27 protein-coding genes are annotated in these 24,465 nt (G+C 59.5%); 18 read left to right on the top strand and 9 right to left on the bottom strand.

All coding sequences use genetic code 11. The annotated features are described in order from the left end of the window. Positions 1 to 9: 9 nt before the first annotated feature. Complete coding sequence (gene dapB, locus WDZ78_RS13900) at positions 10 to 837, top strand: 4-hydroxy-tetrahydrodipicolinate reductase (protein ID WP_425673478.1); 828 nt, start codon at positions 10 to 12, stop codon at positions 835 to 837. A gap of 21 nt (positions 838 to 858) precedes the next feature. On the opposite strand, the gene phnF is transcribed toward dapB, so the two are convergent. Next, the gene (phnF, locus tag WDZ78_RS13895) at positions 859 to 1,596 is read right to left on the bottom strand and encodes a phosphonate metabolism transcriptional regulator PhnF (protein ID WP_026363830.1); all 738 of its coding nucleotides are present in this window, start codon (positions 1,594 to 1,596) and stop codon (positions 859 to 861) included. A gap of 82 nt (positions 1,597 to 1,678) precedes the next feature. On the opposite strand from phnF, the gene phnG reads away from it, so the two are divergent. From phnG to WDZ78_RS13815, 16 genes are all read left to right on the top strand, one after another. Further along, positions 1,679 to 2,140, top strand: a complete 462-nt coding sequence (gene phnG / locus WDZ78_RS13890) for a phosphonate C-P lyase system protein PhnG (RefSeq protein WP_425673347.1) — start codon at positions 1,679 to 1,681, stop codon at positions 2,138 to 2,140. Beyond that, entirely contained in the window at positions 2,140 to 2,748 is a 609-nt protein-coding gene (phnH, locus tag WDZ78_RS13885; RefSeq protein ID WP_425673346.1) for a phosphonate C-P lyase system protein PhnH, read from the top strand. Before phnG ends, phnH begins: the two co-directional genes overlap by 1 nt. Position 2,749: 1 nt before the next feature. Continuing rightward, positions 2,750 to 3,859 (top strand): carbon-phosphorus lyase complex subunit PhnI, encoded by a 1,110-nt coding sequence (locus WDZ78_RS13880; protein ID WP_425673345.1) that lies wholly within the window; start codon positions 2,750 to 2,752, stop codon positions 3,857 to 3,859. A 133-nt stretch (positions 3,860 to 3,992) separates the two neighbouring features. Next, the gene (locus WDZ78_RS13875; RefSeq protein ID WP_425673344.1) at positions 3,993 to 4,895 is read left to right on the top strand and encodes an alpha-D-ribose 1-methylphosphonate 5-phosphate C-P-lyase PhnJ; all 903 of its coding nucleotides are present in this window, start codon (positions 3,993 to 3,995) and stop codon (positions 4,893 to 4,895) included. Beyond that, on the top strand, positions 4,892 to 5,668 hold the full coding sequence (gene phnK / locus WDZ78_RS13870; protein WP_003524419.1) for a phosphonate C-P lyase system protein PhnK: 777 nt from the start codon (positions 4,892 to 4,894) through the stop codon (positions 5,666 to 5,668). Before WDZ78_RS13875 ends, phnK begins: the two co-directional genes overlap by 4 nt. Before the next feature lie 4 nt (positions 5,669 to 5,672). After that, positions 5,673 to 6,380, top strand: a complete 708-nt coding sequence (gene phnL / locus WDZ78_RS13865; RefSeq protein WP_425673343.1) for a phosphonate C-P lyase system protein PhnL — start codon at positions 5,673 to 5,675, stop codon at positions 6,378 to 6,380. After that, entirely contained in the window at positions 6,377 to 6,994 is a 618-nt protein-coding gene (locus WDZ78_RS13860) for a DapH/DapD/GlmU-related protein (RefSeq protein ID WP_060727109.1), read from the top strand. Before phnL ends, WDZ78_RS13860 begins: the two co-directional genes overlap by 4 nt. 237 nt (positions 6,995 to 7,231) lie before the next feature. Continuing rightward, a complete protein-coding gene (gene phnC / locus WDZ78_RS13855) occupies positions 7,232 to 8,092 on the top strand; it encodes a phosphonate ABC transporter ATP-binding protein (protein ID WP_425673342.1) in 861 nt (286 codons plus the stop codon). Positions 8,093 to 8,177: 85 nt separating this feature from the next. Then, complete coding sequence (gene phnD, locus WDZ78_RS13850; protein WP_003524413.1) at positions 8,178 to 9,083, top strand: phosphonate ABC transporter substrate-binding protein; 906 nt, start codon at positions 8,178 to 8,180, stop codon at positions 9,081 to 9,083. 70 nt (positions 9,084 to 9,153) lie between these two features. Beyond that, on the top strand, positions 9,154 to 10,140 hold the full coding sequence (gene phnE, locus WDZ78_RS13845; RefSeq protein ID WP_026363831.1) for a phosphonate ABC transporter, permease protein PhnE: 987 nt from the start codon (positions 9,154 to 9,156) through the stop codon (positions 10,138 to 10,140). Next, positions 10,140 to 11,489 (top strand): phosphonate ABC transporter, permease protein PhnE, encoded by a 1,350-nt coding sequence (phnE, locus tag WDZ78_RS13840; protein WP_425673341.1) that lies wholly within the window; start codon positions 10,140 to 10,142, stop codon positions 11,487 to 11,489. The genes phnE (WDZ78_RS13845) and phnE (WDZ78_RS13840) overlap by 1 nt, the downstream gene beginning before the upstream one ends. Before the next feature lie 273 nt (positions 11,490 to 11,762). Beyond that, positions 11,763 to 12,461, top strand: a complete 699-nt coding sequence (locus tag WDZ78_RS13835; protein ID WP_425673340.1) for a DUF1045 domain-containing protein — start codon at positions 11,763 to 11,765, stop codon at positions 12,459 to 12,461. Continuing rightward, on the top strand, positions 12,458 to 13,594 hold the full coding sequence (locus tag WDZ78_RS13830) for an alpha-D-ribose 1-methylphosphonate 5-triphosphate diphosphatase (RefSeq protein WP_425673339.1): 1,137 nt from the start codon (positions 12,458 to 12,460) through the stop codon (positions 13,592 to 13,594). The genes WDZ78_RS13835 and WDZ78_RS13830 overlap by 4 nt, the downstream gene beginning before the upstream one ends. Further along, positions 13,591 to 14,190 (top strand): phosphonate metabolism protein/1,5-bisphosphokinase (PRPP-forming) PhnN, encoded by a 600-nt coding sequence (gene phnN / locus WDZ78_RS13825; protein WP_425673338.1) that lies wholly within the window; start codon positions 13,591 to 13,593, stop codon positions 14,188 to 14,190. Before WDZ78_RS13830 ends, phnN begins: the two co-directional genes overlap by 4 nt. A gap of 87 nt (positions 14,191 to 14,277) precedes the next feature. After that, a complete protein-coding gene (locus WDZ78_RS13820; protein WP_425673337.1) occupies positions 14,278 to 15,318 on the top strand; it encodes an AraC family transcriptional regulator ligand-binding domain-containing protein in 1,041 nt (346 codons plus the stop codon). 464 nt (positions 15,319 to 15,782) lie between these two features. Beyond that, on the top strand, positions 15,783 to 16,028 hold the full coding sequence (locus tag WDZ78_RS13815; protein ID WP_425673336.1) for a transcriptional regulator: 246 nt from the start codon (positions 15,783 to 15,785) through the stop codon (positions 16,026 to 16,028). Positions 16,029 to 16,251: 223 nt separating this feature from the next. Here the strand turns inward: WDZ78_RS13815 and WDZ78_RS13810 are convergent, their stop codons facing one another. The 8 genes from WDZ78_RS13810 to WDZ78_RS13775 form a co-directional block, all read right to left on the bottom strand. Beyond that, positions 16,252 to 17,241, bottom strand: coding sequence for an Ldh family oxidoreductase (locus WDZ78_RS13810; RefSeq protein ID WP_425673335.1), 990 nt, complete (start codon positions 17,239 to 17,241; stop codon positions 16,252 to 16,254). 132 nt (positions 17,242 to 17,373) lie between these two features. Then, the gene (locus WDZ78_RS13805) at positions 17,374 to 18,303 is read right to left on the bottom strand and encodes a TonB family protein (RefSeq protein ID WP_425673334.1); all 930 of its coding nucleotides are present in this window, start codon (positions 18,301 to 18,303) and stop codon (positions 17,374 to 17,376) included. After that, a complete protein-coding gene (gene exbD, locus WDZ78_RS13800) occupies positions 18,300 to 18,779 on the bottom strand; it encodes a TonB system transport protein ExbD (RefSeq protein ID WP_425673333.1) in 480 nt (159 codons plus the stop codon). Before exbD ends, WDZ78_RS13805 begins: the two co-directional genes overlap by 4 nt. A gap of 6 nt (positions 18,780 to 18,785) precedes the next feature. Continuing rightward, complete coding sequence (exbB, locus tag WDZ78_RS13795) at positions 18,786 to 19,937, bottom strand: tonB-system energizer ExbB (RefSeq protein WP_425673332.1); 1,152 nt, start codon at positions 19,935 to 19,937, stop codon at positions 18,786 to 18,788. 193 nt (positions 19,938 to 20,130) lie between these two features. After that, positions 20,131 to 20,868 carry a histidine utilization repressor gene (hutC, locus tag WDZ78_RS13790; protein WP_020011221.1) on the bottom strand — a complete coding sequence of 246 codons (738 nt, stop codon included), beginning with the start codon at positions 20,866 to 20,868 and terminating at the stop codon, positions 20,131 to 20,133. A 35-nt stretch (positions 20,869 to 20,903) separates the two neighbouring features. Continuing rightward, positions 20,904 to 21,689, bottom strand: coding sequence for an ABC transporter ATP-binding protein (locus tag WDZ78_RS13785; protein ID WP_020011222.1), 786 nt, complete (start codon positions 21,687 to 21,689; stop codon positions 20,904 to 20,906). Then, positions 21,689 to 22,462 (bottom strand): ABC transporter permease, encoded by a 774-nt coding sequence (locus WDZ78_RS13780; protein WP_020011223.1) that lies wholly within the window; start codon positions 22,460 to 22,462, stop codon positions 21,689 to 21,691. The genes WDZ78_RS13785 and WDZ78_RS13780 overlap by 1 nt, the downstream gene beginning before the upstream one ends. Positions 22,463 to 22,602: 140 nt before the next feature. Continuing rightward, complete coding sequence (locus WDZ78_RS13775; protein ID WP_020011224.1) at positions 22,603 to 23,544, bottom strand: ABC transporter substrate-binding protein; 942 nt, start codon at positions 23,542 to 23,544, stop codon at positions 22,603 to 22,605. A gap of 206 nt (positions 23,545 to 23,750) precedes the next feature. On the opposite strand from WDZ78_RS13775, the gene WDZ78_RS13770 reads away from it, so the two are divergent. Continuing rightward, positions 23,751 to 24,461, top strand: coding sequence for a YoaK family protein (locus WDZ78_RS13770; RefSeq protein WP_020011225.1), 711 nt, complete (start codon positions 23,751 to 23,753; stop codon positions 24,459 to 24,461). Positions 24,462 to 24,465: the final 4 nt, after the last annotated feature.

Here is a 24,465-nt window from a genome sequence, read left to right as displayed (position 1 = left end):
AGTGACAGCATGGGCAGCAGCGGCATGAAACTGGTGGTGGTCGGCGCGGCGGGCCGCATGGGACAGGCGCTCATCCGCCTCATTCACCAGACCCCTGGCGTTCAGCTCCATGCCGCCGTCGCGCGCGAAGGCTCCGCTTTTGTCGGCCGCGATGCCGGTGAGATTGCCGGTCTCGGCCCGATCGGCGTCGAAATCACCAGCGATCCGTTACAGGCGTTTCTTCATGCGGAAGGGGTGATCGACTTCACCGCGCCGGCGACCAGCGTCACCTTTGCCGGGCTCGCCGCGCAGGCGCGCATCGTGCACGTCATCGGCACCACGGGCTGCTCACCGGAAGACGAGGAAAAATTCAAGGCGGCGTCACGCCATGCCCGCATCGTCAAGTCGGGCAATATGAGCCTCGGTGTCAACCTTCTCAGCGTTTTGACGCAGCAGGCGGCGCAGGCGCTGGATGCGCAGAACTGGGATATCGAAATCCTTGAAATGCACCACAAGCACAAGGTGGATGCGCCTTCGGGTACTGCATTGCTGCTCGGCGAAGCAGCGGCGGCCGGTCGCAAGGTCGATCTCGCGGCCTCTTCCGTTCGCGTGCGCGACGGCCATACGGGTGCGCGTGAGACCGGCACCATCGGTTTCGCTACGTTGCGCGGCGGTTCCGTAATCGGCGAACATTCGGTGATCTTCGCCGGAGAGGGAGAGCGCGTGGAGCTTTCCCATTATGCCGGCGACCGCTCCATCTTCGCACGCGGGGCAATTGTGGCGGCACTCTGGGCCTTGGATAAAAAGCCGGGCTTCTATTCGATGTTGGATGTGCTGGGCCTATCGCAGACGGAATAAGCTTCCGCTGCGGCTTTCACCTCAATTTTCCACCGTGAATTCCACCGTATCAGCCGAAAAACGGCTGATGGCATATTGCACCGGCACGCCATCCATATCGGCATTCAGCGCCTGGGTGACGAGCAGGATCGCGCCCGGCGACAATTCGAGATCGGCCAGATCCTGCGTATCCGCATGGCTGGCGGAGATGACGGTGGAAATGCGCACGTAATCCGCCACGCCGAGCATCTGGAAAGCCGCCGTGATCGAGCCGCTTTTCTGATAGGCCTCGCCTATTCCGGCAAAACGGTCGGCCGGGAACCATGTGGTCGAGCGGGAAACGGGGCGGTTATCCGCCTTGCGCAGCGTTTCGAGGCGCACGAGCGGCGCGCCTGGTGGCACTTGCAACCGCGCCGCCAGATCGGCATTGGCCGGCTCGGTGGTGTGGGACAGAAGCAGCGCCTCCATTTCCTTCACCTGATCGCCGATGCCCTCCGTAAATCGCGTGCGCCGTGAAATCGGAAAACTAAGGCGCTCCTTGCGGGCGATCATCGTGCCGCGCCCCTGCATCGGCTCGAGAATGCCTTCGCTGGCAAGGGCGGCAATGGCGCTTCGCACCGTATGGCGGTTGACGCCGAATTTTTCGGCCAGGATCATTTCCGGCGGCAACATGCCGGTTTCGTCGTGATCGCCAGCCGCGATCTCGCCTCTGATCCGGTCGGCGATCTGCCGCCAGAGCGCCACGCCGTTCTTTCTTTTCATTGCTGCCGCAGGGCTCATGTCACACGCTTGTCATTCATCGACGTTAATTGTAGCTTATATTGTATAGTTGTCTATATCAATAGACATTAGAGGTCAAGCGATGAATAACGAAGCTGCGAATATACATGCGGAGAGGAAGCGAGTGGCGGCCCTTCTTGCCCGCGCCACCGTTCAGGAACTCGAAACCGTCTGGAACCGGCAGGATGCCAGCCCGCAGGCGGAAAATGTGCGCGGGCCGGAAACCGGCCTCGTCATGGTCAAGGGTCGTATCGGCGGCGGCGGCGCACCTTTCAATCTGGGTGAAACCACCGTTACCCGGGCAACGATCAAGCTCGCATCCGGCACCGTCGGCCACGCCCATGTTCTTGGCACCGGCCGCAAAAAGGCCTGGTATGCCGCCGTTTTCGACGCCCTCTGGCAGGAAAGCCCGACGCGGAACTTCATCGAGACCGAGCTTCTTTCCCCGGTCGAAAAAAGGCTGACCGCCGAAAAACAGCGCAAGACCAAAGAAACTGCCGCCACCCGGGTCGATTTCTTCACCATGGTTCGAGGAGAGGATTGATGAGCGTCAAGGCCGAAGCACTGACCGGCGGTTTTTCTGACGCCGTCTTCGATTCCCAACGGATTTTCAAAAAGCTGATGGACGGCATGGCCCGTCCGGGCACACCGCAGACCATCGAAACGGCGGTCGCCCCGCCGCTACCGCTTGGCGTTGCAACAGGCGCGGTTCTGCTGGCGCTTTGCGACCATGATACGCCGGTCTGGCTGAGCGGCCCGCTGCGCAAGACCGCAGTGCCGGGCTGGATCGGATTTCACACCGGGGCTGTGGCGACGGAAGAAAAAAGCGCGGCACATTTCGCCGTCATCGAGGCGGGAAGCGCCATTGCCTCCTTCGGTCTCTTCGCTCAGGGCAGCCAGGAATATCCCGACCGCTCCACAACGCTTGTCATCGAGTTGCCTGATCTGGACGGTGGACGGGAACTGCTGCTCTCCGGTCCCGGCATTCGTCACGTCAACATCATCAGCCCCACCGGCCTGCCGGACATATTCCCGAGGCTGTGGGCGGAAAACAATGCCGCTTTCCCGCGCGGCGTCGACATCATCCTGACATCCGCCGACCGATTTGTCTGCCTGCCGCGCACGACGCGCATCAAACCCGTGGAGGCATAAAATGTATGTTGCTGTCAAAGGCGGAGAGACCGCCATCGCCAACGCCCACCGGCTTCTGGCCGACAAGCGGCGCGGAGACCGCGACCTGCCCGCAATGACCGTTGCGCAGATCGTTTCGCAGCTTTCGCTCGCCGTCGACCGCGTGATGGCGGAAGCGTCCCTTTATGATCAGTCGCTTGCAGCGCTTGCCGTCAAGCAGGCCCGCGGCGACATGATCGAAGCCATCTTCCTGTTGCGCGCCTACCGCACCACGCTGCCGCGTTTCGGTTATTCGGTTCCGGTGGACACTGCCGGCATGACCGTGCAGCGGCGCGTTTCCGCGACCTACAAGGATTTGCCAGGCGGACAATTGCTGGGGCCGACCTTCGACTATACCCATCGCCTGCTTGACCCCGCTCTTTTGGAAGACGAGACAGTCGAGACCGCCACCCAGCGCGAAGGCGAGCCTGATTATGTCATGCGCGTTTCCGATATTCTGGCCCAGGAAGGGTTGATCGAAAGCGACGGCGATATGCCTGATGATCATATTGCCGGCGACCTGACGCGGGAGCCGATGGAATTTCCGATGGCGCGTGACCTGCGTCTGCAATCGCTGGCGCGCGGTGATGAGGGCTTCCTTCTCGCACTCGCCTATTCGACGCAGCGCGGTTATGGCCGCACGCATCCCTTCGTCGGCGAAATACGCATCGGTGAGGTGGAGATCGAACTCGACGTGCCGGAACTCGGCTTTGCTGTCTCGCTCGGCGATATACAGGTCACCGAATGCCAGATGGTCAATCAGTTCAAGGGGTCGGCCAAGGCGCCGCCGCAATTCACCCGCGGTTACGGTCTGGTGTTCGGTCAGAGCGAACGCAAGGCGATGGCGATGTCGCTGGTCGACCGGGCGCTACGTGCGGGCGAATTCGGCGAAGATGTCGTTGCCCCCGCGCAGGATGAAGAATTCGTCATCTCACACGCCGACAACGTGCAGGCTACCGGTTTCGTCGAACATCTGAAACTGCCGCATTACGTTGATTTTCAGGCCGAACTCGGTCTGGTTAGGAAAATGCGCGCCGATTTCGAGGCGATCAACGCCGACGGCGCGGAATGGATGGGCGATGCGGCCGAATAGCTCAGCGGCTGCCCTGCTCACCAAACCAAAAGGCGCAAAAGACGGTCGATGCTGCAAAAACAGCAAAGAACACGGCCGCAAGAATTCCAATCTCCATGAGCTTGTACTCCTTTTTTCACAAGGCTAACGCGCAATGCTTAAAGAAGTTTCATTTGACGACGGGCTGGCTGCCTACAACTTCGCCTATCTGGACGAACAGACCAAGCGGATGATTCGCCGGGCGATCCTGAAAGCCATCGCCATTCCCGGTTATCAGGTTCCCTTCGCTTCCCGCGAAATGCCCATGCCCTATGGCTGGGGCACAGGAGGCGTGCAGGTGACGGCATCCATCCTCGGTCCCGACGATGTGCTGAAGGTCATCGACCAGGGCGCCGACGACACCACCAACGCGGTTTCCATCCGCGCCTTTTTCCAGAAGGTGGCGAATGTTGCCGTCACCACCCGCACCAGGGACGCGACCATCATCCAGACGCGGCACCGTATTCCGGAAGAGGAGCTGCATTCGGGCCAGGTCCTGGTCTATCAGGTTCCGATCCCTGAGCCCTTACGCTTCCTCGAACCGCGCGAAACCGAAACCCGTGTCATGCACGCGCTGGAAGAATATGGCCTGATGCACGTCAAGCTTTACGAGGACATCGCCCGCAATGGCCGCATCTCCACCACCTATGCCTACCCGGTGAAGGTTGCCGGGCGTTATGTGATGGATCCATCCCCGACCCCGAAATTCGATAATCCGAAAATGCATCTCTCGGACGCATTGCAGCTGTTCGGCGCCGGACGCGAAAAACGCATCTATGCCGTGCCGCCCTATACCGACGTCGTCAGCCTCGATTTCGAGGACCATCCGTTCGAGATCCAGCGCTTTGACAAGCCCTGCGCGCTGTGCGGCGGCGAGAATGTCTATCTGGACGAGGTGGTGCTGGACGACAAGGGCGGGCGAATGTTCGTCTGCTCCGATACCGACCATTGCGAGGACCGCCGCGCCCATGGCCACAAGGGCCATCTGCTGGCGGATGTGAAGGAGGCTGCAGAATGAGCGACGCACCGCTTTTGAAAGTCAGGGACGTTTCCAAATATTATGGCGACCGCGCCGGTTGCCGCAACGTCTCCTTTGAGCTTTATCCCGGCGAAGTTCTGGCAATCGTCGGCGAATCCGGTTCCGGCAAAACCACGCTTCTCAACTGCATTTCCACCCGTCTCATGCCAACGGCGGGCAGTGTGGAATATCGCATGCGCGACGGCTCGGTGCGTGACCTCTATCATATGGGTGAGGCCGAACGGCGTTTCCTGATGCGGACGGACTGGGGTTTCGTGCACCAGAACCCCGCAGATGGGCTGCGCATGGCCGTTTCCGCCGGCGCCAATGTCGGCGAGCGGCTGATGGCTGTCGGCAACAGGCATTATGGCAATATAAGGCAATCGGCCAGCGAGTGGCTGGAGCGGGTGGAAATCGGCACCGACCGTATCGACGACCAGCCCCGCGCCTTCTCAGGCGGCATGCGCCAGCGCCTGCAGATCGCCCGCAACCTCGTCACCTCGCCGCGCCTCGTCTTCATGGATGAGCCGACCGGTGGCCTCGATGTCTCCGTGCAGGCGCGTCTGCTCGACCTGGTCCGCGGCCTCGTCAATGATCTCGGTCTCGCCGTTGTCGTCGTCACCCATGATCTGGCGGTCGCGCGGCTGCTGTCTCACCGCATGATGGTGATGAAGGGCGGCGATGTCATCGAACACGGCCTGACCGACCGGGTGCTGGACGACCCGCGCGAACCCTACACGCAATTGCTTGTTTCCTCTATTCTGCAGGTTTGACGCCATGACGACGCCTCTCATCGTTTCGGAAGTCTTCAAAAGCTTCACCATGCATCTTCGCGACGGCATAGAACTGCCTGTCGTCCGCGACGTCAATTTCTCAGTCTGTAGCGGCGAATGTGTCGTGCTCGGCGGCCCCTCGGGCATCGGCAAAAGCTCGATCCTGAAAATGCTCTATGGCAATTACGCTATAGATAGCGGGCAGATTCTCATCCGCCATGAGGGTGAGGTCATCGATATCGGCAATGCCTCGCCGCGCAAGATCCTCGATATCCGCCACCGCACCATCGGTTATGTCAGCCAGTTCCTGCGCACCGTGCCGCGTGTCGCCGCCATCGACGTGGTTGCCGAGCCGCTTCTGGCGCGCAAGGTCGCCAATGAGGAGGCGCGTGAGCAGGCGGCGGCATTGCTTTCGAAGCTCAACCTGCCGCGGGAACTATGGTCGCTGCCGCCGGCGACATTTTCGGGTGGTGAGCAGCAGCGCGTCAACATCGCACGCGGTTTCATCACCGATCATGCGATCCTGCTTCTCGATGAGCCGACGGCTTCGCTCGACGCCACCAACCGGCGCGTTGTGGTGGACATGATCCGGGAGAAAAAAGAAAAAGGCACGGCGCTGCTCGGCATCTTCCATGATGAGGAAGTGCGCGAAGCCGTGGCGGACCGAATTCTCGACGTCTCGCAGTTCTCTCCCCGGAAGGCAGCCGCATGAGCGTGAAAGTCGGTCTCGAACCCGTCATCCACGAAAGCGCACGTGTCACCAATTCCTCTATCGGCCGCTACACCGAAATCTCGGAACGCTGCCGCATCGAGGAAGTCGAGATGGGCGATTACTCCTATGTCATGCAGGATGGTGCGATCTGGTGCGCAACCATCGGCAAATTCGTCAATATAGCCGCCTCCGTCCGCATCAACGCCACCAATCACCCGATGCAGCGAGCGACGCTGCATCATTTCACCTATCGCGCTCACAGCTATTGGGACGACGCCGAGGATGAAACGGACTTCTTTGCCGCCCGCCGCGCCAAGCGCGTGGTGATCGGCCACGATGTCTGGATCGGCCATGGTGCAACGATCCTGCCCGGCGTCACAGTTGGGAACGGCGCGGTGATCGGGGCGGGTGCGGTCGTCTCGAAAGACGTTGCGCCCTATACCATTGTCGGCGGAGTGCCCGCACGGCTGATCCGGGAACGCTTCCCGACGGAGCTGGGCCGGCAAATGGATGATCTGAAGTGGTGGGATTGGGATCACGCAACATTGCGCGTCGCTCTCGACGATTTTCGCAACCTGGATGCCGAGGATTTCGTTGCAAAATATGGCGGGTGAAATCTCACCTCTGGCAAGGCAAGTGCAAATCCCGGGACGAAACCCCGGGATTTTTGTCGATACACTCTAAAATGCCGGCGAATTGCAACGCCCTGACATGCCTCCCGAGAGCTTCGTCGGCGAACAGGTGGACGCCAAGCCCGGGGAAATCTGTAATATTTTATTCATCAAACTGACATCCCCACTTCACGCACCGCTGCTACGTCGAACCCCGTCAAAAGAAGATTGGACGGGGAAATGAGCTTTCACCTGAAGCAAGTCACGCGCCGTTTCGGCAAGCACACTGCGGTCGATTCCGTTGATGTCGAGATACCGCAAGGTCAGATGGTCGGCGTGATCGGACGCTCGGGTGCGGGAAAATCGACGCTGCTGCGCATGATCAACCGCCTCGTTGATCCCTCCTCGGGTTCCATTCATTTCAACGACACGGAAGTTTCGGCGTTGAGGGGCGCGGCGCTCCGCAACTGGCAGCGCGACTGCGCCATGATCTTCCAGCAGTTCAATCTGGTGCCGCGTCTTGACGTGCTGACCAATGTCATGTTGGGCCGCCTCAATCACCGTTCGACGGCGCTCAGCCTGTTCAACATCTTCACCCATGAAGAGCGGCTGATGGCTATCGCCGCGCTGGAGCGGCTCGGTATCGAGCATGTGGCCATGCAGGCGGCGGGCACGCTTTCCGGCGGCCAGCAGCAGCGCGTCGCCATTGCGCGTGCACTGATGCAGTCTCCGAAGATGGTTCTGGCCGATGAGCCGATTGCCTCACTTGACCCTCTGAACGCCAAGATCGTCATGGACGCGCTGCGCGACATCAATGAGCGCGATGGCATCACCGTCATCACCAATCTGCATACGCTGGATACGGCGCGCAATTATTGCGAACGCATCATCGGCATGTCTCAGGGCCGCGTCGTCTTCGACGGAACGCCCGCCGAACTGACGGCTGCGGCCGTCACGGAGATTTACGGAACCGATTCTCAAGGCTCCGGCATCGACGAGACCATGACCTCAACCAGCATCAACATTCCCGGCGCGCAGCTTGCCGCGCGTCCGGTGCAGCAATCTGCCGGCCCCGAACCGCTCGCTCTCGCCGGGCTCTGAGGAACCGCTCAGCATCGTTTGCGCCCGCGTCAAGGGCCGATACTTCACAACAAACTCCGGCTCGCCGGGAAACAGGAGAAAGTCCATGTTGAAGAAAGTCCTTCTTTCGGCAGTCGCCCTTGGCGTTCTGGCCGGTTCCGCCATGGCTCAGGACGTCAAGGTTCTGCGCATCGGTCTCGACGGTTCCGAAAACGAAGCCGACATGATCCGCAGCACGAAATGCGTTGCCGATGGCCTGAAGGCCGCGACCGGCGTTTCCGAAGTTCAGGTTTTCCCGTCGCCGGACTATAACGGCGTCATCCAGGGCCTGCTCGGCGGCACCATCGACATCGCCTCCATGGGCGCGTCCTCCTACGCCAAGATCGCGCTCGCAGACCCCAAGGCCGTCGATCCGATCCTGACCTATACGGGTTCTGACGGTTCCAGCGGTTATTACACCATCATGGTTGCCCGCAAGGACAGCGGCATCAAGAAGCTGGCAGACGCCAAGGGCAAGAAGATCGGCTTTGCCGACCCTGACTCCACTTCCGGCTTCCTCGTTCCGAACGTCGCCATCCCGAAGGAAACCGGCACGCCGATCAAGGAATTTTTCGCTGAAACCGGCTTCGGCGGCGGCCATGAGAACCTCGTTCTCGCCGTTCTCGACAAGAAGTTCGACGTTGGCACCACCTTCGGTTCGGGCGTTGGCAAGTGGGAAGAGGGCTATTCCGGCGGCAACCTTCACCAGATGGTGAAGAAGGGCAACCTCGACATGGACGATATCGTCGAAGTCTGGAAGTCGCCGCTGATCCCGAACGGCCCGCTGATGGTCGCCAACAAGCTCGGCGACAGCATGAAGAAAAAGGTCGAAGACTTCTTCATGGAACTGCCGAAGAAGGACCTCGCCTGCTTCCAGGGTTACACGCAGGGCAAGAACACCGCCTACATCAAGGTCGATCCGTCCTTCTATCAGACGATCATCGACGCCCGTAAGTCCGTTATCGGCGGCTGATTCTCAGATCATATCCGGAAGCGGCGGTGCCTTGCGGCGCCGCCGCTTTCGCCAATAAAGGAAAAGCGGCATGGCGACCACACTGCACCATGGTACCCTCTCGCCCGAGGGATTGAGCGCATCGTCCCAGACGGTCATGCGTCACTATCAACAGCAGCTTGCGACGCGGCGGATCTATACCGTCATTTCGCTCGTGATCTTTCTCGTCATCCTCGCCGCCTCGCTGAATTTCGCCAATGCTGCCAATTCAGGCAAGTTTTTCGAGCGCCTGCCGTATTTTTTCGATTTCATGAAAACCTTTGTGCCCGACAGTCCGATGGAAATCGTCCGGGCGATGTTCGACTTGCCCTCGCCCTATGACAACGGCTCGATGAAATATAATTATATTGCGGATCGTGTTTACGTCACCGACAGTTTCTACATACCGCATTTCATCTACCAGCTGATCATTACCCTCAACATCGCACTCGTCTCGACCATCATCGGTACAGGCTTCGCCTTCGTGCTCTGCTTCTTCGCCTCCACCAATCTCGTCGGCGCCGGCCTCGTGCGCTGGGTGGTGCGCCGGGTGATGGAAGTGCTGCGCGCCTTTCCGGAAATCGTCGTTGCCGGGCTGCTCACCGCCATCCTGTCGATCGGTCCGATCGCGGCGATCATCGCGATTTCGGTCCACACGATCGGTGCGCTAGGCAAGCTCTTCTTCGAAGTGGTGGAAAATGCGGACATGAAGCCGGATGAGGGCCTGCGCGCCGCCGGCGCCAACTGGCTGGAGCGTGTGCGTTTCGCCATCGTGCCGCAGGTTCTGCCCAATTTCGTCTCCTACGCTTTGCTGCGTGCCGAAATCAACGTGCGCGCCTCCACCATCATCGGTGCGGTCGGCGGCGGCGGTATCGGCGAGGTCTTTCGGTTGTCGATCGGAAACGATCATGCGTCGAAGACCTATGCCATCATCATCCTTCTGCTGATCACCATCATCGCCGTCGACCAGTTTTCCAGCTGGCTGCGCCGCAGGCTGATCGGCCAACAATCCTTTGAATTCGGACGGGGAGCGGCCTGATGTCGTCCAGCTTCATTCTCAACACCGCCGACCGCGAAAGACTGACGGCCGCACATCCGCAAGTGTTCAACCGCAGTTTCATGCAGCGATATGGTCTGCTCGTCGGCCTTCTCGCCGTCACCGTCTATCTCATCGGCTGTTTTTTCTTTTTCAATGTCGGTCCGGCTTTCATGCAGGGCCGCTGGGATCGCGCCTCGAGCTATATTCAGGACTGGTACTCCTGGCGCGCCCAGCCGCGCCTTCGTTTCGAAGACGGCAAGGTTCAGCCGCAATGGTCGAGCCGCGGTCAATATCCCACAGATGCAAAGATCGACTGGCTGCAGCCTTTGCCGGATGGCGGCTACAGCGTCGTCTATGCGGGCTCGGACAACCGCCTCGACGTGACGACGACACGGGTGGATGTTTATGTCGACGGCAAGAGCTACCCCGTTATCATCAATGACGATGCAGCGGTCGCACCACCGGGTCTTCCCGTCGAAATCCAGCAGGACGGCAAGAAAGTCCTCGTGCATTACGGTTTTGCCGGTCAGGCCGAAATCCGCACCAGCCAGGTCTATGTGCAGCGCCGCTTCCTCGGATGGGCGAACTTCCTGTTCGACACCAAATCGGAATTCTGGGGCAAGGGTTATGGCGAACTCGCCGCTCTCGCCCTGTGGGGAGAAAGACTCGATCCCGAACGCTCCAATATCGGCCACATGGTCGATGATTTCCTCGACAACAGCGTCTGGCAACATGCGGATATTCTTTCCAAGCTGATGCAGACACTGGTCATGGCCTTCGTCGGCACCCTGTTCGGCACAGTCGTCGCCCTGCCGCTCGCCTTTATCGCCGCACGCAACATCACTGCCAACAAGGCCGCCAACTGGGGCATGAAGCGCCTGTTCGACTTCCTTCGCTCGATAGACATGCTGATCTGGGCGCTGTTCTTCACCCGTAGTTTTGGCCCCGGACCGATCCCCGGCATTGCCGCGATCTTCTTCACCGATACCGGAGCGTTGGGCAAGGTCTATGCCGAGGCGCTGGAGAATGTCGATGACAAGCAGCGCGAGGGCGTCAAATCGGTCGGCGCATCCCCGATTGCCGTCAATCGTTTCGGTGTGCTGCCGCAGGTCCTGCCGGTCTTCATTTCGCAATCGCTGTATTTCTGGGAAAGCAACACGCGCTCCGCCACCATCATCGGTGCGGTGGGTGCGGGTGGCATTGGTCTTAAGCTGCTGGAAGCAATGGGCACCAATGCCGACTGGGACAAGGTCGCCTATATGGTTCTGCTTATTCTCCTGGTCGTTTTCCTGTTCGACCATATCTCCAATTCACTGCGTTCGCGCCTGATCGGCAAAACACAGCACTGAGCTTTGATGGGGTGGGATGACGAGAGTCGCAACGACGGTCGTCATCCCATCAGGACACTCGCACAGTCCTTATTTCTGCCAGCCGCACCGCCTCGTCATGTCCTTCTGCGTCTTCGGCGTATTCTGAAGATTTGCTGCATTTCGATTGCGCTTTTTTCCGTTCGCATCATCATTCTGTCACGGAAACCGATTACCTCGCACTCCTGACCTTGCGGGAAGCGGGCGAGTCACGCCAAATAGCTTCTCATCCCTGGTTTCCCATGACACTGAAGAGTGCTTGCCGTGCGCTACGCCATCTATTTTTCTCCGGCTAAAGATCATCCGTTGACCGAGGCAGCGTCACGATGGCTGGGCCGCAATGCATTTTCCGGCACATTGCATGACGACCACGACGACTATGCCGATATGACGGAGGAGCCTCGCCGCTACGGTTTCCACGCGACCCTGAAGGCTCCTTTCGAACTTGCCGAAAAATACAGCGAAGCGGAACTGCTCTCGGCCTTTGAAGATTTCGCGGCCAGCCAGTCCGTCTTCGAGATTCCGCGCGTCGTTGTCGGTGCGCTAGGGCCCTTTTACGCACTGGTCCCGGACCGCATCTATCAGCCGCTGCAGGATTTTGCCGCCGAGATCGTCGACCATTTCGACCGGTTTCGCGCACCCCTCTCGGAGACCGATATTGCCCGTCGGCGGCCACAGATGCTGACGGAAAGCCAGCGGCAAAATCTGTCACTCTGGGGTTATCCGCATGTCATGGACGATTTCCGTTTTCACATGACGCTGACCGGCCGCATCGATGAAACCGAACAGCCCGCCATGCAAGAGGTGCTTTCGGCGAAGTTTTCCGAATTCGTTGACAAGCCTCTCACCATTTCCGGCCTCGCCTTGTTCATTGAAGAAACGCGCGGCGCACCCTTTACCGTTCATAGCTGGCACCCCCTTGGCCAGCCACCAAAGAAAGATGCGAACCCATGACCGAGCACGCCCTTTCCAATGCCCGTATCGTTCTGGAAGACGATATTATTCTGGGATCCGTCCTGATCCGCGACGGCAAGATTGCCGATATCAACGAGGGTGCCTCCAAAACCGGTGAAGACCTTGAAGGTGACTTTCTGATCCCCGGTCTGGTGGAACTGCATACCGACCATCTGGAACAGCATTATTCGCCGCGTCCCGGCGTGATCTGGGACAAGATCGCCGCCATTCAGGCGCATGACGCGCAGGTGGCCGCCTCCGGCATCACCACCGTGTTCGACTGCCTGCGGCTTGGTTCGGATGAGGATGGCGGCTTCAAGAAGGGCGAAATGCGGGAAATGGCTGACGCCATCGAGGCGGCAGCGGATCAGAATCGCCTGCGCGCAGACCACCTGCTGCATCTGCGCTGCGAAGTGGCCTCCGCCGATGTGCTCGAACATTTCGAAGACTTTGAAACGGATCCGCGCGTGCGGCTGATTTCGCTGATGGACCACTCCCCGGGTCAGCGCCAGTTCCAGTCCATGGATCAGTATATCTTCTATTATCAAAAGAAGCGCGGATTGAGCGACGAGGCCTTCGCCGAATTCGTGCGTCGCCGGCAGGCCGCATCGGCGGAATATTCCACCAAGCACCGCGATTATCTGGCCGCCCGCTGCGCCGAGCGTGGCATCACCGTTGCGAGCCATGACGACGCCACCGAAGCGCATGTGGGCGAAGCGATCGGCCACGGCGTGAAGCTGGCGGAATTCCCGACCAGCGTCGAAGCCGCAAAAGCCTCGCACAGCGCCGGCATGAGCGTGCTGATGGGTGCGCCGAACATCGTCCGTGGCAAGTCCCATTCCGGCAATATCGCCGCCCGCGATCTCGCCGAGATCGGCGTGCTGGATGTTCTTTCTTCCGACTACGTGCCGTTCAGCCTGCTCTTCGCACCGTTCCTGCTTGCCGACCAGGTGGAAGCCATCAGCCTGCCGGAAGCGCTGCGCATGGTCACCGCCACGCCCGCCCGGACGGTTGGCCTTGTTGATCGCGGTCGTATTGCGACGGGATTGCGGGCCGATCTGGTCCGCGTTCACCGTGAAGATGGCGTGCCGGTCGCCCGTTCCGTCTGGCGTCAGGGCAAGCGCGTGGCATGACCGACGATGGGCAGGATAACCGGCGCGAACAATCGCCCGGTACGATGATCGTGGTTGTCGGCCCGAGCGGGGCCGGCAAGGACACGCTGATGGATTTTGCGGCGACCCAGCTTTCCGGCCGGCCGGGTTTCCACTTTACGCGTCGCGTCATTACCCGCAGCGGCGACGCGGGCGGTGAAAATCACGACGCCGTTTCGATGCACGAATTCAACCGCCTGAAAGATGCAGGCGCATTCGCAGTTTCCTGGGAGGCGCATGGGCTGAAATACGGAATACCGGCTGCCGTCTATCATCATCTCGACGCGGGAGACGTGGTCATCGCCAACGGCTCACGTTCTGCCTTGCCCCATTTCGGCACCGCCTTTTCCCGTCTCAAGGTCGTGAACATCGTCGCACAGCCGGACGTGCTGGCAAGGCGGCTGGAGCAGCGTGGGCGGGAAAGCCGGGAAGATATTCTCCGGCGGCTGGAACGCAGCTCTCTGACGGTCGTCGGGGACTTCGACGTGACGACTGTCGATAATAGCGGCGCAATCGAAGATGCCGGCACAACCATCATGCAGCTATTGGAGCAAAGTCTCGGCTCCAGCCGTACTTAGAATCCCGCAGCCGGGCTGCTCGACAAACGCTGTCTCAGGGCTTACCATCAGGCGACAATTTCCAAACATGGTGCGCCAAGGCGAGGGATGCCTGAAAAGAGGGTCAGTGACGAGATAAGTGTGGTGGCCGGCCTGGCTGCCGGCGTCAGCAATTATGCCCGGTCAAGGGGCATCGATATCGCTCCCATCTGCAAAGCTCTTGATATTGATCAAGCCACATTCAGCAGCCTGACGGAACGCATCAGCCTCGATAGATTTTCCCGTCTGCTCGAAACCTGCGCACTGATTTCCGGCGATGACGCCTTCGGTTTGCAATGCGCCTCCACCTTTCCAGCGGGTGCATCCGGCGCGTTCGGATATGGGCTGATCAGCGCACCAACGGTAAGGGCGTTCCTGCGTTTTCTTCAGGACCATGTTTATTACGCCACCAATAACAGCAATTTCACCATGGTAACGGATGCCACGCAGGTAACCCTGTCGTGGTCCTTCTCACCGGTGATTGCCAAACGCGATCAATATGTGGATTTGTCGCTCGCCGTCCTGGTACAGCGCCTCCGTGATATTCTCGGAGATCGCATCAATCAGATCGAGATCGGTCTGGAGCGGCCGAAACCGAATAATATTCAGCTATTTAAAGAAAGAATGACCAGACGCGTCAGTTTTTCCCAGCCGATCCATACCATGCGTCTTCCGGTATCACTTCTCGATGTGGTCAATCCGAATGCGGATGAGCGGCTGTTCGAGCTGATGAATCTGCAATGCCGCATGTTGCGACCGGAAACATCGGCGGATGCGACCCATTTCATCGATCAGGTGAAGCGTTATATGCAGATGCGGCTCTCTGATGCCGAGCTTTCGCTCGGCGAGATCGCTCCCTATTTCAACCTGTCGGAGCGGAGTTTTCAACGGCGGCTCGCTGAGCTCGGCACCAATCTCAACGAGATAAAGGATGCCATTCGCAAAAACGCCGGTTATAAACTCCTCGTGGAAAGCGATCTTCCGGTATCCGACATCAGTTACAGACTTGGCTATTCGACGCCAGGTGCGTTTTCGCGTTCCGTTTCCCGCTGGTTCGGGGCGACACCCACGGACATTCGCAAGAAACACGCGCATCATTCCGCCGGATAATACATGTTGACGGCATCAATATTTCGGAATGACGCATTTAATTTAAGAAATATGTCGCCTATCATCGCAACATGTGCCGAAACATAACAATAAAACGAAAAACTTGGCGCGCGATGTTATTCTATCGATGCAGCGCATCGTCTATTAGAGCGCCGCATATCCTTAGGGTGTGACGAAAAACATTCCAGAGCCTTGAAGTTGCCTTCGCGCCGAACCGATTATGGTCTCCGGCGATATCGGTGTCGCAATTCCCTTCAATGCCCAGAATAGAGCGTCTACGCCGGGATCGGCTGGCTGCGAAGGCGGCCTTTTACTGCATAATTCCCGATGCCGGATGAAACCTGTTGGCGAAACTAACGTTTCTGTTCGCGTGTAGACAGAGCGGTTAACGAGCTGGTTTCGGGGAGTAAATCATTGCCTGATCGCGCCCCGGGAAGGTCAATCTCTTTTGAGGCTGAAAGAAAATGTCTTCAAATACGCCGCATGAACATCGCCAGACACGCGAAATCATCCTTTCGGAACTCGAGCGGCAATATCTCGGGCTGGTCGCGAGAGGCAAGCATCCCTCCCACGTCGCGTTGATTACAGGTGCGGACGAAGCAGACGTGAAGGATACTCTTGAACGCGTGCGACAAAGGCTGGGCGCGGCCAATCTGCTGAATGCCGTCAGCATCGCACTGCTGCGCGGCTTGATCGAACAGGACGCATAATCGCCACCTGCACAATCCAGGCTTACGCGAACGTCCCCTCCCATAAGCTGAAAACCGAATGAGCGGCTTTCTGCGTCACAATCCTTCCATATCAATGGCGGGATGGCGGACCAAAAGCGGGCTGGACATGATGTCCCCCCTATCGACGCAGATGCAAAGCAGCCATTTACGGTTTGCCCGGCGGGTCCTATTCGACCCGCCGGGTTTTATTATTCTGGAGACTTTAGAGCGATTGAATTTCGGCCAGGATATCGCTTTCGATCACGATGCCGCTTTCCAGCGCCTGTTTACGAATACCCTGGCTGCGGCGACCGGGCAGACGCACATTTTCCTGCTTTTCTATCTCGCCGGCGATAAGCGCCAGCCGCTCGGTAAAGGCCGCTCCACCTGACGACACTGGGTCGATCGCGATGATCGTGTGGCCGAGAGAGGGCGGGGCACCCTTGTCGTCCAGAAGGGAAGAAGCCTGGAATGCGAAGTTTCCGCCGGTAATCGCAGCGGCCATGATTTCCACCATCAACGCCAGCGCAGCACCCTTGGCCTCGCCTGCAGGCACCATGGTTCCCTCTATTGCCTCTTCGGGATCGGTCGTCGGCCGGCCGTTTCGGTCGAGCGCCCAGTCGCCGGGTATCGTTTCACCCTTCTGGCGGGCGGCCATGATCTTTCCGCGAGCGACCTTGGAGAGCGCGAGATCGATGACCAGCGGATCGGCGCCACCGACAGGGGTGGCGAAGGCGATTGGATTGGTTCCATAAAGCGGTTTACTGCCGCCCCATGGCGCCATGGATGCAGGCGCGTTGGCGAACATGAGTGCAACAAGGCCCATTTCGGCGAGCCGCTCGACGGTCAGCGCCATGACGCCCGCATGATGAGAGCGGTGGATCGCTGCAAGCGCGATGCCCTGCTGCCGCGCCATTTCAGGCAATTCCTCAAGGGCGCAATCGATCGCCGGATAGGCGTAACCGTGGTTGGCGTTGATGGAGAGCAGACCCGGCTTCACGCGCGTCGCCACCGGACGCGCCTTGCCATCAACCTTTCCAACCCTCGCCTGACGGACATAAACGGGGATGCGACGAAAACCGTGGCCACCCTGGCCAGCCGCCTCGGAGGCGACAAGCGCCTTCGCTACCGAAAGGGCGTTTTGCGGCAGAACGCCATTGCGCTGAAAGATAGAGGATACGAGATCCTCCGCCTCTGCGATTGAGAATTTCATTCCGGAATGCCTCTGCTTTTGAAGTCGATAAGACCTACACCATCAAAGACATTCGTGAAATGTTATTCATGCCCAAACGGGCCGCGCATGAGGAATAGTGAGCATACCCAAGGGGTGACTTAAGCAGGCGGCCTAGCGGATGCTGATCGGCAGTGTGATCGTTTTGTTTGCGTCCGGAGGTGGAGCAGGCACAGGTGACGCGCTCTCAATCCATGCCGCAATCTGCTGGTCGATAGAGGAATCGCCTGTGGACTGCACAACGCTGACCCCGCTGATGGCGCCAGCATCATTGACCCTGAAACGAACTGTCGCCGTCATAGCATCACTGCGCAGAGACCGGGGCTTGCGCCGTTGAATATGCGAACGGACCTTCGATCCCCATTTCGCCGGTGAGGCAGACGAGGACGAGAAGAAGCCGGCATTGCTGCGCGATGCAGCAGTTCGGTCTGACTGCTGGGCTTCTGCCTTCGCCGTTTCGCGGAAGTCCGAGGCCTGCTGCGGTTTGGGACGCTGGCGCTCGACCTTCTTTTTCTCTTCCGGCTCTTTCTTTTCCACCTTTTTTTCGACAGGTGGCGGCGGAGGCCGTATGACGGGCAAGGGAACCTCGACATTTTCGAGTTCCGCCATCATCTGCTCCTGAACGGGATCGACCGGCTCCACGGGTTCGGGAATTTCCTGCGGTTCAACGATCTCCTCGACCGGCGGTTCAGGCGGCTGCACCGGCTCTGGCGGGGGCGGCGTTTCCGCAACCGGCTCGGGTGGCGGCGGCTCTTCCGGGGCTGCTTCCTCGACCGGTTCGCTGCTGTCGCTCTTCACCTCTTCGGCGTCTTCGACATCCTGCGCCTGCGTCGTTTCTTCGGTGTGGACGGCTTCCGGTATCGCCGCCATTTCGATCATGATCGCGGCAGGCGGTGGCCCACCGGCATTCACCTCCTCGGGCTCCTGCATCAGATAATAGGCAAACCCGGCATGAACGCTCAGCATGAGCACCGCCGCGGCGGACCACAGCATCACTTCCCCGAGACGGGAATGCCGGGCCTGCGGATAGCCGTTTTCACTCATGGCGCGGTTCCCTGCCCCGCCGGTGCTGGTTGGCCAACGGCGGGCTGCGATGCGGCAGCCGCGTTTTCCAGCCCTACAAGGGCGATCTTCAGATAGCCGGCATCTCTCAGCAGGTTCATGATTTCCATGAAGTGACCGTAATCGACCGCTTTATCGGCGCGCAGGAAGATGCGCGTATCCTTCTTGCCGCCGGTCTGCCGGTCGATGGCGGCCGCCAAGGCTTCGCGGGCAACCGCATCATTTCCGAGATTGAGCGACAGATCGTCCTTGACCGTCAGATAAAGCGGCTCTTCCGGGCGCTCCGCCGGTTTGGCAGTGGATGCCGGCAGATCGACATTCACGTCGACGGTGGCGAGCGGTGCGGCCACCATGAAGATGATGAGCAGAACAAGCATCACGTCGATGAAGGGCGTGACGTTGATCTCGTGGTTTTCGGAGAGATCGTCTCCGCTATTTTCGCGAATGCCGCCAGCCATGACCGATCACCGTCCAACCAGCGACACGGCGGGCTTGCTTGCGCTGCCCGGCGGAATGCGGCGGAAATCCAGGTCGCGGCTGACAAGGCGTTCCACGCCGGCTGCGGCATCCGCCAGCAGATGACGGTATCCGGTGATGGAGCGGGCAAAGACGTTGTAGATCACAACGGCCGGAATAGCGGCAACGAGACCGATGGCGGTCGCCAGCAGCGCCTCGGCAATACCCGGCGCGACAACGGCGAGATTGGTGGTCTGCGATTCCGAAATGCTGATGAAGGAGTTCATGATGCCCCAGACGGTGCCGAACAGGCCGACAAAGGGGGCGGTGGAACCGATGGTCGCCAGAACACCCGTTCCGCGCGACATGCGGCGACCGGCATGGGTTTCGATACGCGACAGGGCCGAGGAGACACGTTCCTTGATACCGCCGCCATCCGTGTGTTCCACCACCGCATCGGAAAGCTGCATTTCATGGGTTGCCATGCGCAGCATCAACGCTGCCGGGCCGCCCTTCTTTTCGACGGCCTCGGTGGCCTCGTTCAAGGTTTTTGCCCTGCGAATAACCTTGAGCGTCGCGCCGGCGCGCACCCGCGCACCCGCAAGCTCAATCGATTTTGCCACCCAGACCGTCCAGGTGACCAGCGATGCGAAGGCAAGACCGATCATCACGCCCTTCACGACCCAGTCCGCCGCCATGAACATGCCCCAGGGAGACAGGTTGTGCGGGATATCCGCACGATGTTCGGCGCTTGCGGGCGCAGCGCTGACAGGCTCTATCGGGGTCGCGGCTTCATTCGGCGCGGCCGTCTGGTTCGCCTGCGCGGGCTGCTCGGTCTGCGTCGGCTGCGGCACGGTATCTGTCGCGGGCTGCGTGGGTGCAGGCTGGGGCTGCGACGGTGCGGTAGCGGCCGGCTGTTCCGACGCAGTCGTCGAAGGCGGAAGGGGCGCGGCGGCCGGAGCGCTCGGTGTTGCAGGCTGGGCGGGCTGAACCGCTTCCGTTTGCGGCGTGGGCTGCGTCTGGGCTTCCGGCGCCGTCTGAGCGAAAACCGCGCCGGCGCTTAAGCCGGCCAGCAAGGTGACAGCCATGGCAAGAGAGAGATGCCGTGTTGTGTTTGCCCTGTTGAAAGATGCGGAAGAAGTTGAGGTCTCAGCTGACATAATTTTTATCCCGGATTTCCGTCGATGAACTCATCCGCAGATTGGCCGGTTCCTGAAAACCGGGGCCATGAACGGATACCGTCGCGAAAGCTTGACGTTCCGATAATAAACCTGAGTTCTTTTGACAACTATTATATTGCCAAAAGACGACCCGTAAACTCTTCTTTACAAAAAATTGACCGATCGACGGTCTTCAGCTGTTCTGTGACGGTGAAAACTGCGCAACGAGCGCATGTCGATCGCCGGGATAAGTGACCCGAACGCGGGTTATGTAGTCCGTCCCATGCCAGGTCCGCCGATCGATGACCAGACAGGCCGCACCGGAAGCGATACCCAGCGCCATCGCATTTTTACGGTCGGCGGAAACGGCGCTGATACGATGTTCGGCAGCGCTCCAGGGCACCATCTTCAGCAGCCAAGTTCCTGGCCCGACCTGCGAAAAATCGGCAAATTCCGCCTCTGGAACGGCGGTTGTATTGATGATGCGCTCTTCAAGGCAAAAGGGAACGCCGCCGGCAAAATGCGTGCAGGTGAGTTGCAGAACCGGGGCATCGGCCGCAAGGGCCATGGCTGCGCCGTCTTTTTCCCCTGCAGGGCGCAGATGTCGCTTGTCGAGACGATAACCGTAAACGAGACCGAGCGCCTGCACCTCCCGTTCAATGTCATGGATCTCCAGCACGGCTGATTGCGCATGGGGCTGACGAACGAAAGTGCCGAGACGCCGGCGTCTTTCAATCAGGCCTCGCTGCACCAGTTCGCCGAGAGCCTTGTTCACCGTCATGCGCGAACAGGCATATTGCCGGGTCATCTCGTGTTCGAAGGGAATACGGTATCCCGGCGGCCATTCGCCCGACATGATGTGGCGCTCGACATCATTGCGGATGCGCTCGTGCAGCGATTTCTCCTGAAGATCGGCGCCTGTGCTCCTCATCCCGATACTTCCATCCTCCCCTTTTGCTGGATCAACTATCCATGGGCAGCGGCGGCAATCGCCTCGCTGCGTATTTCCTCCGTAAGCTTGGCGCGCAGCTCAGAAAATTCCGGGCTGGCCTTCACGGTGTAGTGGCGCGGATGCGGCAGGTCGACCGGAGTGATGGACTTGATGCGGCCCGGCCTTGCGGACATTGTCACCACACGCGACGCCATGAAGACCGCCTCCTCGATATCATGGGTGACGAAAATGACCGTCTTCTGCTCCCGCTCCCAGATACCGAGCAACAATTCCTGCATCAGCCCGCGCGTCTGGTTGTCGAGAGCGCCGAAAGGCTCATCGAGCAGCAGGATTTTCGGGCCGTTCGCCAGAGCGCGGGCGATCGCCGTTCTCTGCTGCATGCCGCCGGACAATTGTTTCGGCCAATGGTTTTCGAAGCCGCGCAGGCCGACCTTGTCGATATAGCTATCGACGATCTCCCACTTCTCCTTCTCGGCCACGCCGCGCTCACGAAGGCCGAAAGCAACGTTTTCGCGGATCGTCAGCCAGGGAAACAGCGTGTAGGACTGGAACACCATGCCGCGATCCGCCCCCGGGCCCGTCACCGCCTTGCCCGACAACAATACCTCGCCCGTTGTCGGACGGTCGAGACCGGCGATGATGCGCAGCAGGGTTGATTTCCCGCATCCCGACGGGCCGAGGATGGTGACGAAATCATTGCGGGGGATTTCCAGATTCGTCGGCTGCAAGGCCAGCGTCGGCTGCCCGCCCTGAACGCCGGGAAAGGTGCGGCTGACGCCCTTGATAACGAGTTCGCTCATCAGGCAAGCCTCCAGGCGAAAAGCTTCCGGTTCAGCGATTTGAATGCAAAATCCGAAATAAGGCCAATAATGCCGATGACGATGATGCCGAAGATGATCTGGCCGGTCGCCATCAGCGCCTGGCTGTTGATGATCATATAACCGATACCCGAGGATGCGCCGATCAGTTCCGCCACGATGACATAGGTCCAGGCCCAGCCGAGAACGAGGCGGAGGATTTCGGCAATATCGGGCGCATTGGCGGGAATGAGGACACGACGCACCACGCCCCGGTCCTTCGCGCCCAGCGTATAGGCTGCCTCCACCAGATCCCGTCGCGTGCCGGCGACAGCCACGGCCACCATCAGGATAATCTGGAACACTGCACCGATGAAAATCACCAGCAGCTTCTGCATCTCGCCGATACCGGCCCAGAGAATGAGGAGCGGCACGAAGGCGGAAGCCGGCAGATAGCGTGCGAAGGAGACGAAGGGTTCAAGCAGCGCCTCGATGGGCTTATAAGCTCCCATGGCGATGCCAACCGGCACGGCAATGAGCGACGCCAGCACGAAACCACCCACCACGCGCCAGATCGTCATGCCGATATCGCTGGCAAACCCCTGATCGGTCAGAAGATAGATGCCGTCCTTCAGCATGGTAATGGGGTCGGCCAGAAAGGTTGGCGACACGAAGCCGCCCAGCGTGGCAAAGCCCCAGGCGGAGAAAAACAGCACGAAGAACAGGATGCCGAGGATAATCCTCGTACTGTTCTTTATGGGTTGAAGAGGTTGCATCTGTCGCCTGTCTAAAAAACCGGCGCGGCATTTTCGCCGCGCCATCAGAGCGCCGTGCGCCTGTCGTGATGCACAAATCGACGCTCTCACTTATCTTTGGCCGCAATATTCCCCGCTGGGAATGCGGCCGCCTTTTTCTGTCACTTGATGAAGGAAGTATCCGCGAGTGTCGAAAGATCGGGTTTCGACTTTATCACGCCGATTTCCAGAAGCAGATCAGCCGATTTTTCAGAGAAGGTCTTGAACTCACCCTCGAAAAATTTCTGGTTGGCGGCCTTGTCCTGCCATTCGAGGAACTTTGCCGAAGCGGCAAAGGCCTCGCCCGCCTGCTTCACATCCGCTCCCATTGTCTCATAGGACTTTTCAGGGTCGGACTTGATGAGGTCGAGAGCCTGGAAATAGCTATCCGCCAGGGCTTTCGCCGCCTGCGGATTGGCCTTCAGGAAATCCGGCGTGCAGCCAAACGTATCCATGACGGCGGGGTAATCCAGCGTCGTCGCGAGAATCTTGCCCTTATCGGGGGCGGCGCGCACGGTGGAGAGATAGGGCTCATAGGTCATGGCCGCATCGTTCTGACCGGCGACAAATGCCTGCGCGGCCGGTCCCGGCTCAAGGTTGACGACCTTGACGTCTTTGAGCGTCAGGCCATTCTCCTTGAGAATCCAGGCAAGGAAGAAATAGGGCGACGTGCCCGGCGCAGACGCTGCAACCGTCTTGCCCTTGAGATCCGCAATCTTGGACACGTCGCTACGCACGGCAATGCCATCGGCGCCGTGCGATTTATCCATCTGGAAAATCTGCGTGGATTTCACACCATTGGCATTCCAGGCGATCCATGTCTCCACCGTGGTGGCGGCGCACTGGATATCACCTGATGCAAGGGCAAGATGGCGGCTCGCCTGCGGTATCTTCTTGATATCGACCTTCAGGCCGTTCTTTTCAAAAATGCCGGCCTGCTTTGCAAGTGTCAGCGGCGCAAAACCGGTCCAGCCGGACATGCCGATCGTTACCGACGTCTCGGCATAGGCGGAAGCGGATGACACGAGCGCTGCAATAGTGGCGAGAACCCACGTTTTTTTCATGATCTGAACCCCTTTTGATTTATTTTTGTGCGATGTTGTTTTTCGCTTTATTTGAGGCATGGTAGGCAGGGATTTTGTATTTGTCTAGACAAAATAGCCGCTCCCGAGCGCCTCCAGAACGATTGCAAACACACCGCCCGGCATTCTACACATAGGATAACACGGCCCGTGCACGGGTATGTTGTTTTTCCATACCGAGCTTTTCCATGACCAGACAAAGACGTCGCAGTATCATCAGGGCAAGGCGGACCGGAACCGGAATTGCGCTGGTTGCCGCCATCTCCTTCATCGCCGGCATGACGGACGCGGTGGGCCTGCATATTTCAGGCGACTTCGTGTCCTTCATGACGGGCAATACCACGCGCGCCGCAGTCTCAATGGAGGCCGGTCTCTATTCCCATGCCGCAAAACTGCTTTTCGCGATCATCGCCTTCGTGGCGGGCAATGCCGGCGGCATCGTGGTAGCGCATAAGTTCGACCGGCGCATCTTTGCCGTTCTGATGGCGGTGGGATCGCTGGTGGTCATTGCCGCACTGCTCGGTGGTGAAGCTTCCGCTCTCGTGCAATTTTATTGCGTCGTTTTCGCCATGGGAATGGTCAACGCCGCCGTCGAGCATATAGAGGGGCTGCCGATCGGCCTTACCTATGTGACCGGCGCGCTTTCCCGCTTCGGGCGTGGCATTGGCCGTTTTCTTCTCGGCGAACGGAGCCTCGACTGGGGCATTCAGATCGTGCCCTGGCTTGGCATGATCAGCGGCGCGATCTGTGGAGCGGTTCTTGCCGCCACGCTGCAGTCCAATGCCCTGTGGGTGGTTGCGGCCACGGTTTTCGCCGTCGCCATCGCCACCCTCATCATTCCGCGCTCGCTTCGGCAGCGCTACAATCAAAGGGTCAAAATCCGGCGGATTACGCCCTGAAGAT

Source organism: Agrobacterium sp. M50-1 (genome assembly GCF_049843495.1).
GTDB lineage: Bacteria > Pseudomonadota > Alphaproteobacteria > Rhizobiales > Rhizobiaceae > Agrobacterium > Agrobacterium radiobacter.
The sequence above is the reverse complement of the archived record's forward strand: the minus strand, read 5'-3'. Positions and strand labels throughout refer to the sequence as shown.